The sequence below is a fragment of the Janthinobacterium sp. RA13 genome, from assembly GCF_000745325.1.
GTDB lineage: Bacteria > Pseudomonadota > Gammaproteobacteria > Burkholderiales > Burkholderiaceae_D > Janthinobacterium > Janthinobacterium rivuli.
The window spans coordinates 1,993,060-2,005,693 of record NZ_JQNP01000001.1; the positions used below are offsets into that span (position 1 = coordinate 1,993,060).

Annotated in this window: 10 protein-coding genes; 7 read left to right on the forward strand and 3 right to left on the reverse strand. The window is 64.4% G+C overall.

Going from position 1 to position 12,634, the window contains the following annotated elements; translation table 11 throughout:
• Positions 1-60 precede the first annotated feature (60 nt).
• Positions 61-1,764, forward strand: a complete 1,704-nt coding sequence (locus FG13_RS08710; RefSeq protein ID WP_035820115.1) for a CehA/McbA family metallohydrolase — start codon at positions 61-63, stop codon at positions 1,762-1,764.
• On the opposite strand, the gene FG13_RS08715 is transcribed toward FG13_RS08710, so the two are convergent.
• Entirely contained in the window at positions 1,748-2,680 is a 933-nt protein-coding gene (locus FG13_RS08715; protein WP_035820119.1) for a LysR family transcriptional regulator, read from the reverse strand. The two genes, FG13_RS08710 and FG13_RS08715, sit on opposite strands and share 17 nt — an antisense overlap.
• Before the next feature lie 127 nt (positions 2,681-2,807).
• On the opposite strand from FG13_RS08715, the gene FG13_RS08720 reads away from it, so the two are divergent.
• From FG13_RS08720 to FG13_RS08735, 4 genes are all read left to right on the forward strand, one after another.
• Entirely contained in the window at positions 2,808-3,218 is a 411-nt protein-coding gene (locus FG13_RS08720) for a RidA family protein (RefSeq protein ID WP_035820121.1), read from the forward strand.
• Positions 3,219-3,332: 114 nt separating this feature from the next.
• A complete protein-coding gene (locus tag FG13_RS08725) occupies positions 3,333-3,968 on the forward strand; it encodes a DUF4304 domain-containing protein (RefSeq protein WP_035820123.1) in 636 nt (211 codons plus the stop codon).
• Positions 3,961-4,620 (forward strand): hypothetical protein, encoded by a 660-nt coding sequence (locus FG13_RS08730; protein ID WP_035820125.1) that lies wholly within the window; start codon positions 3,961-3,963, stop codon positions 4,618-4,620. The genes FG13_RS08725 and FG13_RS08730 overlap by 8 nt, the downstream gene beginning before the upstream one ends.
• 178 nt (positions 4,621-4,798) lie before the next feature.
• A complete protein-coding gene (locus tag FG13_RS08735; protein WP_035820127.1) occupies positions 4,799-6,907 on the forward strand; it encodes a prolyl oligopeptidase family serine peptidase in 2,109 nt (702 codons plus the stop codon).
• 150 nt (positions 6,908-7,057) lie between these two features.
• Here FG13_RS08735 and FG13_RS08740 read toward each other — a convergent pair whose 3' ends face one another.
• Positions 7,058-7,681: a glutathione S-transferase family protein gene (locus FG13_RS08740; RefSeq protein WP_035827701.1), complete on the reverse strand. Its 624-nt coding sequence runs from the start codon at positions 7,679-7,681 to the stop codon at positions 7,058-7,060.
• Between the two features lie 253 nt (positions 7,682-7,934).
• Between FG13_RS08740 and FG13_RS08745 the strand changes: the two genes are divergently transcribed.
• Positions 7,935-10,652 (forward strand): M1 family metallopeptidase, encoded by a 2,718-nt coding sequence (locus FG13_RS08745; RefSeq protein WP_035827703.1) that lies wholly within the window; start codon positions 7,935-7,937, stop codon positions 10,650-10,652.
• A gap of 536 nt (positions 10,653-11,188) precedes the next feature.
• A complete protein-coding gene (locus FG13_RS08750) occupies positions 11,189-11,917 on the forward strand; it encodes a YceI family protein (protein WP_051958788.1) in 729 nt (242 codons plus the stop codon).
• On the opposite strand, the gene FG13_RS08755 is transcribed toward FG13_RS08750, so the two are convergent.
• A complete protein-coding gene (locus tag FG13_RS08755; RefSeq protein WP_034754929.1) occupies positions 11,880-12,509 on the reverse strand; it encodes a LysE family translocator in 630 nt (209 codons plus the stop codon). The two genes, FG13_RS08750 and FG13_RS08755, sit on opposite strands and share 38 nt — an antisense overlap.
• Between the last annotated feature and the right edge of the window lie 125 nt (positions 12,510-12,634).

Here is a 12,634-nt window from a genome sequence, read left to right on the forward strand (position 1 = left end):
GGAACCAGTACGTGGCATTTCTTGTCTAAACCACATCTGAAGCAGTAGCGGGAGGCCACGATGGTCAAGACACTGCGACGACGACGCTTAAGGCCACCTTGGCCGCCATGGCTGGCATGTGCGTGTGCCGGGCTGCTGCTCATAACATGGAGCAACACTGCCGCCGCGCAAGAGCCGAAGGAACACAGCGAGCTCGATGCCACCGTCGTCGCGCCCTTCCACGCCGCGCGCGGCGAGCGGGTCACGCAGGCGCGCACATTTGTCCTGCGCCTCGCCTATCCCGACGAAGGGCGCAGCCATGCCGTGCGCTGGAGCCTGACCTTGTCCGGCCCGGGGCCGCAAGGGGCCGTGCTGCGGCGCTGGTCGGGCACGGAACAGGTGGGGACCAAAGGCAAAAGCGTGAACTTGCCCTGGGATGGCCGCGCCGACGCCGATGCGCGCGAACGGCGCGTGCTGGCGCCGGAAGGCTTGTACGAACTGCGCCTGCTGGCCGTGGCCGATGCCGGCACGCCGCAGCAAGCGCAGGTGGAACAGCAATGGCACGTCCAGGTGAAGCGTGGCGCCAGCACGGCGCCCAGGGTACCCGCCTTCCAGGCCGGCCTGCAACAACTGCCCAGCCTGGAAGGCCAGCCCGCCTACCGCATCGTCTACGCCAACCTGCATAGCCAGACGCGCCACAGCGACGGCGGCGCGGCGCTCGACGCCTGCCGTGGCGCGCAAGACCCGCAAACGGCGCCCTTCGGCCCCATCGATGCCTATAAATATGCGCAAGAACACGGACTCGACGCCCTGCTGACATCCGAGCACAATCACATGTACGACGGCTCGGACGGCACCAACGCCGCTGCCACTGCCGCCGAAGCGACAGCCCTGTACCAGACGGGGCTGGCCGAAGCGGCCGCGTATTCGGCCGCCCACCCCGGCTTTCTGGCCCTGTACGGCATGGAATGGGGCGTCATCAACAAGGGCGGCCACCTGAACATTTTCAATAGCGAGCAATTGCTGGGCTGGGAACGCAATGCCCTGGGCGAATTGCTGGCCGACGTGGAAACGCCGAAGGGCGATTACGCGGGCCTGTACAGCTTGATGCGCGAACGGGGCTGGATCGGCCAGTTCAACCATCCCGCCTATACAGGCCAGTTTCTCGTCAACGGCCAGCCGCTCGGCTACACGCCGGACGGCGACGCGGCCATGGTGCTGTGCGAAGTCATGAACACGTCCGCGTTTTCCACGAATGACGAGGAAACGGAAAACCGGCGCAGCAATTACGAGGCAGCCTGCAACCGGGCCCTGGCGGCCGGCTACCACGTGGCTTTCAGCAGCAACCAGGACAACCACTGCGCCAACTGGGGCGCCTCGTATGGCAACCGCACGGCCGTGCTGGTGGCCAGCCCGGCCGCCGGCACGCCCGTGTCACGCGACGGTTTCCTCGACGCGCTGCGCGCGCGCCGCGTCTACGCCACCATGGACAAGCACGCACAACTGCTGTTCACGGCGAATGGCAAGCTGATGGGCGAGCGCTTCGACAACCGCGGCCCCCTGCACCTGGCCACCAGCTTCAGCAACAGCGCGGGACGGCAAGCGGCCGACGTCGCCATCTTCCACGGCGTACCGGGCGGCAACGGTTCCGTTACCCCCATCTCGGACCAGGCCGAGCTCACCGTCACGCCCGCGCCCGGCCCCCATTTCTATTACGCGCGCCTGACGCAGGACGATGGCAACATCGTCTGGTCGGCACCCGTGTGGGTCAATCAGTTGCCGTGATGGCGGCAGGACGGGCGGCATTCTGGGCCATCAGTTCGGCCACCCAGTCGATAAAGACGCGCAGTTTCTTGCTGACATGGCGATTCGGCGGATAGGCGAGATAGAGCGGCATGGGATCGACCGTCCATGCTTCGAACAGCGGCAGCAGCTCGCCCCTGGCCACGTGCGGGCGCGCCATATAATCGGGCAGCCACAGCACGCCCAGCCCCGCCACCCCGGCCGCCAGGTAGGCGTTGCCGTCGTCGATCGACAGCACGTACTGGCCATGGATTTTGACGCTCTGGCCCTCGCGGTGCATCACGTAGGGAAAGCCGTTGCCGCTGCGCCCCCAGCGAAAGCGCACGATGCGGTGCGCGCTGTCCTGCAAGTCCAGCGGATGCAAGGGCGTGCCCACCCGTTCCAGGTAGGCTGGCGCCGCATACACGCCCAGCGGCAAGTCGGCGAGCTTGCGCGCCATCAGCGACTGGTCGGTGATGGCACCGCCGCGTATCACGCAATCGACATTGTCGGCGATCACGTCGACCATGCGGTCGCTGGCGCCCATGTCGAGCACAATATCGGGATACAGCGCATGAAACCCGGGCAGCGCCGGCACCAGCAGCAAGGCGGCGAGCGGACTGGGCACGTCCACCCGCAACTGGCCCCGCGGCAAGGCGGCGGCGTGCGGCAAGCTCGTTTCGATTTCTTCCAGGGTATCGAGCACCTGCACGATGCGCTCGTAGTAGGCGGCGCCATCGGCCGTCACATTGACCTTGCGCGTGGTGCGGTTCAGCAGTTTCAGGCGCAGCCGCGCCTCGAGCTGCTGCACCAGCTGCGTCACCGTGGTGCGGCTCATGTGCAAGGTCGCGGCAGCCCGCGTAAAACTGCCTGTCTCGACCACCCGCACGAACGCCTTCATCGCATCAAACCTGTCCATCCGCACCTCAGCCATTCGATTGTTTGGATTATACAAACAGTGCAGACGATTCTGGCCGCTTTATCAGCAGGCCGGCAGCAGATAAAGTGTTCTCCAGGCAGCAACTTCGCTGCATCAAAAAGGAAAACTGATGAAACGCGACGTCGTATTCCCTCCGGGCCGCCAGGCCCTGTATGAACAGAACCGTTATTCGCCCGCCGTGCGCGCCAACGGCCTGCTGTTTGTCTCCGGCCAGGTCGGCAGCCGCGAAGACGGCTCGCCCGAACCCGGTATCGAGGCCCAGGTCCGGCGCGCCTTCGACAACCTGAACGCCATCTTGCAAGCCGCCGGCTGCACTTTCGACGACGTGCAGGACGTGACCATTTTTATCGTCGACCCGCAGGCTAACTTCCAGCGCATCTGGGATATCGTGCAGGCAGAGTATTGGGGCCAGGCGCCGCACCCGACGGTCACGGCCGTGGGCGTGACGTGGCTGTATGGTTTCCAGTTCGAAATCAAGGTGGTGGCGAAGCTGCCTGGCCACCACCTTGCGCCTTGAGGCGCGCAGGAGAAATAGCGGCAGGTTTTCGCTCGCACGATTGCCCGCCGCTAGGTTTGCTGGCACTGACCTATGGCAACATGGCAACGCCGCCAACCCATGCCAGGAAATGGAATGAAACCAAAAGCGCTGATCATCGCCAATATTGAAGAATTCTTGCTGGAGCCGCTGAGCGCAGCTGGCTTCAAGTTCTCGCCTAGCCAGCTGACCTTCAAGCGCGCACAGGACGAATTCGTCCAGGCCATCCATTTCCAGGCCAACCGCCATAACGAAGAGGATGTCTGCGCAGCATTCTGGAGCCACTATCAGGTCTCGTCCAGAGCCTGTACAAGCTGGCACAAGGCCCGTTACGGCTATGAACCTGTCAACAATATCGTTGGCGAGGTGGCGGACTGGAATATCAAAAACTGGCAATTCCCTGTCATCGATGGCAAACAGGACAAAGAACACCAGCTCGTCGATCCGGCCCATCGGGCAACAGTCATGGCCTGCCTGCGGGACAATCTGCTGGAGTTGGCCCTTCCCTGGCTAGACCACCATTCCAACTGGGAAAATGCGGCCCTGGCCCTGGTTGAAACGCACGACTCGCATGCCAGGGCCTGCGACTTTTATCTGATGGCCGGCAAGCAGGAACAAGCCTTGTGGGCCTTGAACGAAGGCATTGCCTACTGGGAAAGAAACCCCAAGGCATCTTATCCGCAAGAAAAAGAGGAAATCGCTTTGCGCATGGAGAAATACGTCCATGCCTGAAATCACGTGCCCCTACGACGGCGACTGCGGGCGCCGCTTCGCCCCCAGCGCAATGGATGCCGCGGATGGCGCGTTTTTAACAACGGCTATCGCCAAAAAAATGACCTTCATGTTCCTGCACTGCCCCGCATGTGCAAGGATGTTCCAGTTCAATCCCGTCGCCTGGACGGCGCAGGCTTGCGAGGCGGTCGCGCCGAAGGCCGCGCGGGTAGCGAAGAAAAGCGGCAAGCAGCTGGAAAAATTGCTGGCAAGGGAAAAAGTGGCCCTGCCCCTGGCCTATCTCGAGCACCTGCGCAGTGGAAAATCGCGTTCCGATGTGGCGATTTTCACGGATGAAGATCACTTCACGCTGTACAGCCTGGACCAGCTGTGTCAGGACGTCGATGTGGATGGAAGCAGCTATCTGGCAGTCCGGCAGCTGGCAGGCTTTGCGCTGGCCCTGGCGCAAGCGGCGGGAACTGGTTCGAAGCAGGCGGCACCGTTCAGTCCTGCCGAGCTGGCAGCTTGCCTGGCCATCGGCGAGGAAGCCACGCGCATCCTGTTCATCGACAGCCGCGACAACGATACATTGTGGATTTATCACCCTGACGGCGGCGATGTCGACAGGACGCGGCTCACAGTGAGTGCATTGCTCGGGCCTGGCGCCCCTTGAGGGCGCAACACGCCGCAGATTCTGCGGCCTGACTCTATTCCAGCAAACAATATTTGAAAAACATGTTATTTTTAAAATAGTCGTTCATAGACACTGGTTCCCCGCAGCAATCCATGGCACCATGGATGCGCCGTTTTGCCTGCAACGCGGCCTCCATCGGACCAACCAGGAACCCTCTATGTCGTCATATCGCACTCTCGCCGGCAGCATGCTGCTCGGCCTGGCCGCAGCGGGCATTGCCCATGCGCAAGCTCCTTCCCCCGCCGCCGCTGCTCCGGCCGATCCCCATTTGTGGCTGGAAGAAGTCCTCGGCGACAAGCCGCTGGCCTGGGTCAGGCAACACAACGCCGTCGCCACCAAAGAGCTGGAAGCCCAGCCCGGCTTCCCGGCCCTGCAGGCGCGCCTGAAGACCATCCTCAACTCGAAGGAACGCATTCCCTACGTCAGCAAGGAAGGCGAGTTTTACTACAACTTCTGGCGCGATGCCCAGCACGTGCGCGGCATCTGGCGCCGCACCACGCTGGCGCAGTATCAATTGGCCGAACCCGCCTGGGAAACCGTGATCGACCTCGACCAGCTGGCCGCCGGCGAGAGTGAAAACTGGGTCTGGGGCGGCGCCTCCTGCCTGTATCCGAAGGGCGAACGCTGCCTCATTTCCCTGTCGCGCGGCGGCGGCGACGCCAAGGTGGTGCGCGAATACGACGTGGCCAAGCGCGCCTTTGTCGACGGCGGCTTCACCCTGCCCGAAGCGAAAGGCAGCGCCAGCTGGATCGACCAGGATACCCTGTTCGTCTCCACCGATTTCGGCCCCGGCTCGATGACCAGCTCCGGCTACCCGCGCATCATCAAGCAGTGGCAGCGCGGCACGCCGCTGGCGCAGGCGCAAACGCTGTATGAAGCCAAGCCCGACGACCTGAGCGTCGGCGCCTACAAGGATTTCACGCCCGGCCACGAACACCAGTTCATCGAGCGGCAAATCGATTTCTATAGCGGCGAAATGTTCCTGCGCGACGGCGCCGAATTGAAAAAAGTGCCGAAACCGGACGACTCCACGGCCTTCACCGTGCGCGACCAGCTGGTCATCACCCTGCGCTCGGACTGGAAGGTCAATGGCAAGACCTATGTGCAAGGCTCCTTGCTGGCCACGGATTTCAAGGCCTTCATGCAAGGCAAGCAGGAACTGGAAGTGCTGTACGCGCCCACGGCCACGTCGTCGCTGGACAATGTCACGGCGACCAAGTCGGCCATCCTCGTGACCACCCTGGACAAAGTGAAAAACCGCCTGACGGAACTGCGCCACGTGAACGGCAAGTGGCAGCGCCGCGCCGTCGATGCGCCGAAGCTGGGCACCCTGGCCGTCAGCGCGCTCGACCCGGTCGAATCGGACCAGTACTTCCTGACGGTGACCGACTTCCTCAACCCGACCACCCTCTACCTGGCCACGGCGCAAAGCGACAAGCGCACGAAAATCAAGTCGCTGCCCGCCTACTACGACGCGGCGCCGTACAAGGTGGAGCAGTTCGAATCGACGTCGAAGGATGGCACCAAGGTGCCGTATTTCGCCATCATGGGCAAGAAGACCAAGTTCGATGGCAGCAACCCCACGGTGCTGTATGGCTATGGCGGCTTCGAAGTGTCGCTCAAACCGAGCTACAGCGGCACCACGGGCGTGGCGTGGCTGGAAAAAGGCGGCGTGTACGTGCTGGCGAATATCCGCGGCGGCGGCGAGTTCGGTCCCCGCTGGCACCAGGCGGCGCTGAAGGAAAACCGCCAGCGCGCGTATGACGATTTCATCTCGGTGGCGCAGGATCTGATCAAGCGCAAGGTCACCAGCCCGCGCCACCTGGGCATCATGGGCGGCAGCAATGGCGGCCTGCTGACGGGCGCCGTGCTGGTGCAGCGTCCCGACCTGTTCAACGCCGTCGTCAGCCAGGTGCCGCTGCTCGACATGCGCCGCTATAACAAGATGCTGGCGGGCGCCTCGTGGATGGGAGAATACGGCGACCCGGACGTGGCGGAGCAATGGGCTTACATCAGCAAGTACTCGCCGTACCAGAACGTCTTCAAGGACAAGAAATATCCGCGCGTGCTATTTACCACCTCGACGCGCGACGACCGGGTCCACCCCGGCCATGCGCGCAAGATGGTGGCGAAGATGGAAGAGCAAGGCCACGACGTGCTGTACTGGGAAAACACGGAAGGCGGCCATGCGGGCGCGGCCAACAACGACCAGCAGGCGCTGATGTGGGCGCTGACCTACACCTTCCTGCTGGAGCAGCTGAAGTAAAGTGGTGGTGTCGGATTACGCGCTCACGCGCCTCGGCGGCCCCGCTAATCCGACCTGCCCGGCATATCGGTCTTCAAAGCCGTAGGTCGGGTTAGCCCACCGGGCGTAACCCGACAAACATTGTTGACTTGGGCCGGTGCCAAAATATCCTTACTTCGCCTGCGCGCTGGGGCGTTCCGCGATGCGGTCGCGGTAAGCCTGCAGGTTCTGTAACCCTTCCGCGCCGGGCCGGTACTTCATCAGCCCGCGCGCGAATTCCAGGGCGCAGAAGGCCGTGATGTCGGCAATCGTGAAACGCTCGCCGGCGATGTACGGCTGCTGCGCCAGCACCTGGTCCAGCCATTGCGCCGTCTCGCGCAGCTTGCCCGCCTGCGCCGTGGCGAAGTCGGGAAACTGCGGATTTTCCAGCGCCACCAGGGCCGGATGGCCGTGGCGCACCCAATTGGCGGCGGCGCTGAACAAATGCAGTTCCACGCGGCGGTCGGCCATTTCAATGAAGGCACGCTCTTCAAAGCCTTCGCCCATCAGGTTCGGCTGCGGCTGCAAGCCTTCCAGGTAAGTGCAGATGGCGCGCGTCTCGGTCAGCACGCGCCCATCGTCCAGCTCCAGCACGGGCACACGGCCCAGCGGGTTTTTCGCCAGGAAGGCGGGATCGCGGTGCTGGCCCGCCATCAGGTCGAGCGCCACTTCCTCGATGCCGGTGATGCCCTTCTCGGCGATGAACATGGTGACGCGGCGCGGATTGGGCGTGCGGGGGCTGATGGTCAGTTTCATGTGCTTGGGTCTCGTCTCGTTATGGTGTTGGACTATCGGCTGCGGCACCAGCCTGTGGCAATGCAGCCAGGCGCCCATCATACCAGCGCACCGCCATGGTGCGGCATCCCTGGCGCGTTGACTTTGCCCCCGTTTCCACTTAGATTGCTGTACGGGAACGCTGGCTGTCAGTTCAGCGATGTCCCGCTACCGCCATCCACGCTCGCGGCCTACCCGGCTGGCGGGCGTTTTACCCATGAACGAAGGGCATACCATGCATCGCACACCGACTCCGCGTTTCCGCCGCAGCCAACTGGCCGCCGCCGTCCTGGCACTGACCGCCGTCACCGCCTTTACCACGGGCCACGCCGCCCCCGCCGCCAAATACGCCTCGGCCAGCCACGCCCTCGGCACCACCACGCAGCTGCCGCGCGGCGTCACGCCCTTGCACTATGCGCTGTCGATCACGCCGGATGCCGCCGCCTCGACCTTCAAGGGCGCAGCCGCCATCAAGGTCGCCGTCGACGCGCCGACCAGCAGCATCACCTTCAATGCCCTGAACCTGGCGTTTTCCGGCGCCGCCATCGAAGGCGCGGGCGGCAGCAAGCAGGTGATGCGCAAGATCGATATCGATGCGGACAAGCAGACGGCCACCGTGCATTTCGCCCAGCCGCTGGCCAAGGGCGAGTACCTGTTGCGCATCGACTACAGCGGCAAGATCGGCACGCAGGCGACGGGCCTGTTCTCGCTCGACTACGACACGCCGCAAGGACGCCAGCGCGCGCTGTACACGCAGTTCGAGAATTCGGATGCGCGCAGCATGCTGCCATCATGGGATGAACCGGACTACAAAGCCACCTTCGCGCTGGACGTGATCGTCCCGAGCAGCCAGATGGCCGTCGGCAACATGCCGATCGCCAGCAGCGAGGACCTGGGCAATGGCACCAAGCACGTGCGCTTCGCCACCACGCCGCGCATGTCGACGTATCTGCTGTTCTTCGGCCTGGGCGACTTCGAGCGCGCCACGGCCATGAGCGACGGCACGGAAATAGGCGTCATCACGAAGAAAGGCGCGCTGGCGCAAAGCCGCTTCGCGCTCGACGAATCAGCCGCCCTGCTGCGCGAATACAACGATTATTTCGGCGTGCGCTACCCGCTGCCCAAGCTCGATAACATCGCCGCGCCGGGCCGCAGCCAGTTCTTCGGCGCCATGGAAAACTGGGGCGCCGTCTTCACCTTCGAATACGGCCTGCTGCTCGACCCGACCATCTCGACGCAGACCGACAAGGAAAACATCTACACCACCCTGTCGCATGAAATGGCGCACCAGTGGTTCGGCGACCTGGTCACCATGCGCTGGTGGGACGACCTGTGGCTCAACGAAGGCTTTGCGTCGTGGATGGAAAGCCGCACGACGGAGCGTCTGCACCCCGAGTGGAACACGGCCCTGTCCAACGTCGGCGGGCGCGAATCGGCCATGAGCCAGGATGCGCTGCGCACCACGCACCCGGTGGTGCAGCGCATCGCCACCGTGGAACAAGCCAGCCAGGCCTTCGACGGCATCACCTACCAGAAGGGCGAAGCGGTGATCCGCATGCTCGAAGCGTATGTGGGCGCCGACACGTGGCGCACGGCCGTGCGCAGCTACATGCGCAAGCATGCGTATGGCAATACGGTGTCGGACGACCTGTGGCGCGAAGTCGATGCGGCCGCCGGCAAGCCCGTCAGCGCCATCGCCCATGATTTCACCCTGCAGCCGGGCGTGCCGATGGTCACCGTGAGCGACGCCGTGTGCAGCAAGGGCAGTACGCGCGTGACCTTGACGCAAACGGAGTTTTCCAAGGACCAGCCGGACAAGAAGCCGCTGTCGTGGAAAGTGCCGGTGATCGCCTCGACGGTCGGCAACGGCAAGCTGGCCAAGGTGGTGCTCAAGGATGGCAAGGCGACCCTGAACGTGCCAGGCTGCGGCGCCCTGCTGGTGAACGCGGGCCAGAGCGGCTACTACCGCACCCTGTACGCGCCAGCCGGCACGCGCGCGCTGGCGGGCAGCTTCGCGCGCCTGGCGCCGATCGACCAGCTGGGCTTGCTGGCGGACAGCCAGTCGCTGGGCATGGCGGGCTTGCAGGACCCGGCCGGCTTCCTGGAACTGGTGAAAGCCACGCCGCTGTCGGCCGATCCGCAAGTGCTGGGCCGGGTGGCCGCTTCGCTGAACAGCCTGTATGAACAGTACGCGGGCGAGAGCGTGGAAAGCAAAGCGCGCCAGCAGGCTTTCGGCCGCTTCGCCATGGCGCGCCTGGCGCCGATGATGGCGCAGACGGGCTGGGAAGCGCGCGCCGGCGAAGCGTCGAGCGTGGCAACCCTGCGCGGGCGTCTGATTGCCATCCTCGGCGACATGGGCGAACCGGGCGTGATCGCGGAAGCGCGCCGCCGCTACGCAGCCAGCGAACAGGCAGGTGAGCAAAATCCGTCCGCCATGCCCGCGCCGCTGCGCCGCACCATCCTGGGCGTCGTGGCCCAGCATGCGGACGCCGCCACCTGGGAGCAGCTGCACGCCAAGGCGCAGCAGGAAAAGACGCCGCTGGTCAAGAACCAGCTGTACGACTTGCTGGCGTCGACCGACGATGCGGCCCTGGCGCAGCGCGCACTGGCGCTGGCGCTGACGGATGAACCGGGCGTAACCAACAGCCCTGCCATGATCTCGCGCGTGTCGCGCACGCATCCGGAACTGGCCTTCGACTTCGCGCTGGCGCACCTGGAGCAAGTCAATGCGCGCATCGACGCCAGCTCGCGCAGCCGCTACTTCCCGCGCCTGGCGGCCGGTTCGGCGCAGCCGGACATGATCGCCAAGCTGGAAGCGTATGCACAGGCCAACCTGCCGGCCAGCGCGCGCGGCGACGCCGACAGTTCCGTGGCCGGCATCAAGTACCGCATCAAGGTGCGCGCCGAGCGCCTGCCTGCCGTCGACGCGTGGCTGGCGAAGCAAACGGGTTAACAGGGGAGCAACCAACCTCCCGGCGCCTGGCGTCGGGAGGAAGAAATCGCAGGCAAAAAAAACCGGCTTCGCAAAGTGCGGTAGCCGGTTGAAACGCTGTATCAGAGCGCAGGGATAAAACGGAAAACACATGAAAAAGTGGAAATCGTGCCGGTCATTGAGGTGTCCGGCAACCTTGCGCCCGGGGTTTCCGTGCGCCATGTATCCACTATGCCAGTCCTTCCCTCGGGCAGGCTTAGGACTTCATTAAAGCCCCCGTATTTTCCCGCTTTTACCCCGCATGCCTTGCCATCGCAGCAATTTCACGCTGCGCCAGCCTGTCTGGTGCCGATGGTTGAGCTCACCGGCTAAGCTGTTGAGTCATGCCTGCATCCTATCGCTCCCGGAACGTAGTGACTTGCGCACCGCATGCTGTGTGCCAACGAAAGCATCATAACAGCGCCATATGACCGCCTTATGACGTAGCTCTAACATTGCACGCGCGCCGCTGCGTGGATCGCGTACCATTCCCCCATCGCCCTTGTTCCTGCCGCCCCATGTTCAGACTGCACCTTCGCACCGTTTTTCTGCTTGCCTGCGCCATGCTGGCCGCTTGCACGCCCTTGCCGCCCGCCCCTGCCCCGGCTTCCACTCCTGCCCCCCCTGCCGCCATGCCCGCGCCAGCGTGGCAGCGACAAGGCGTGCAGCTGCTGCACATCGCGCCCGAAGAATCGCTGCTGACCATCACCGTGCGCCGTGGCGGCGCGCTGGCGCGGCTCGGGCATGACCACGTGGTGGCCAGCCGCAGCCTGCAAGGCGTGGTGGCGCCCGCGCTGGGACGCGCGCAGTTCCGCTTCCGGCTCGACGCAATGAGCGTGGATGAAGCAAGCCTGCGCCAGGCCGCCGGCCTGACGACGGCGCCGTCGGCCGACGCCATCGCCGGCACGCGCCACAACATGCTGGTGCGCGTGCTCGAGGCGGAACGCTATCCGTGGGTGAGCATCGACGCCCGGCGCACGGGCGACAAGGAGGTGTTCGAGGCCGACATCACCCTTCATGGCGTGACACGCACGCTGCGGCTGCCGGTGCGCATCGAGCAAACGGTCGATGGCCGCCGCCTGCAGGCCAGCGGCAGCCTGCTATTAAAACAGAGCGACTTCGGCATCGTGCCGTTCGCCGTCCTGGGTGGCGCCATGGCCGTGCAGGATCAGATGGAGCTGGCGTTTCGCATTACCGCCCGGCAAGAGCTCAGCGCGCCAGGATCAGGCGCAAGCCCAGGCCGATGAAAATCGTGCCGGCCACCCGGTCCAGCCACAGGCCGGCGCGCGGGCGGCGGTTGAGCCACAGGCCGACGGCGCCGGAAAAATAGCCGAGCAGGCCAAACAGCACGCAAGCCTGCGCCGTGAAGACCAGGCCCAGCTGCGCCGTCTGCCAGCTGGCATTGCCCTGGCCCGCGACGATAAACTGCGGCAGGAACGACAGGAAAAACAGCACGACTTTCGGATTGATACTGTTGGCAAACAATCCCTTGCCGAACAGGCGCAGCAAGGATTCGTCGGGCAAGGCCGCCGCGCCATCGACTCTGGCGCCGCCGCGGCTACGCAAGGCGCCGATGCCCAGCCACACCAGATATAGCCCGCCAGCCACTTTCAGCGCCGTAAATGCCGTGGGCGAGGCGGCCAGCAGGGCCGACACGCCGATGGTCGCCAGCACCGTGTGCGTGAGGCAGCCAAGGGCGCAGCCCAGGCCGAACGCCATGCCCTGGCGGCGTCCGCGCGACATGCCCACGCCCAGCACCATCAGGTTGTCGGGACCGGGACTGGCGGTGATCAAAACGGCGGCGGCCAGGAAGGCCAGGAACTGGTCGGGACTGAGCATGAATATCTCGCGGGCAAAGGCGCCATGATACCGGAGCGGACGCCATGCCGGCAGGACATGAAATTGCCGTATGTCACCGAGAGTCGATTAAAATGGGTACTCCACAGCAAACGGCGTTGCCGCCG

Excerpts from the sequence above, each read along its gene's own strand:
- FG13_RS08710 (WP_035820115.1), top strand. The coding sequence starts at position 61 with ATGGTCAAGACACTGCGACGACGACGCTTAAGGCCACCTTGGCCGCCA.
- FG13_RS08715 (WP_035820119.1), bottom strand. The coding sequence starts at position 2,680 with ATGGACAGGTTTGATGCGATGAAGGCGTTCGTGCGGGTGGTCGAGACA.
- FG13_RS08725 (WP_035820123.1), top strand. The coding sequence starts at position 3,333 with ATGAAACCAAAAGCGCTGATCATCGCCAATATTGAAGAATTCTTGCTG.
- FG13_RS08730 (WP_035820125.1), top strand. The coding sequence starts at position 3,961 with ATGCCTGAAATCACGTGCCCCTACGACGGCGACTGCGGGCGCCGCTTC.
- FG13_RS08735 (WP_035820127.1), top strand. The coding sequence starts at position 4,799 with ATGTCGTCATATCGCACTCTCGCCGGCAGCATGCTGCTCGGCCTGGCC.
- FG13_RS08740 (WP_035827701.1), bottom strand. The coding sequence starts at position 7,681 with ATGAAACTGACCATCAGCCCCCGCACGCCCAATCCGCGCCGCGTCACC.
- FG13_RS08745 (WP_035827703.1), top strand. The coding sequence starts at position 7,935 with ATGCATCGCACACCGACTCCGCGTTTCCGCCGCAGCCAACTGGCCGCC.
- FG13_RS08750 (WP_051958788.1), top strand. The coding sequence starts at position 11,189 with ATGTTCAGACTGCACCTTCGCACCGTTTTTCTGCTTGCCTGCGCCATG.
- FG13_RS08755 (WP_034754929.1), bottom strand. The coding sequence starts at position 12,509 with ATGCTCAGTCCCGACCAGTTCCTGGCCTTCCTGGCCGCCGCCGTTTTG.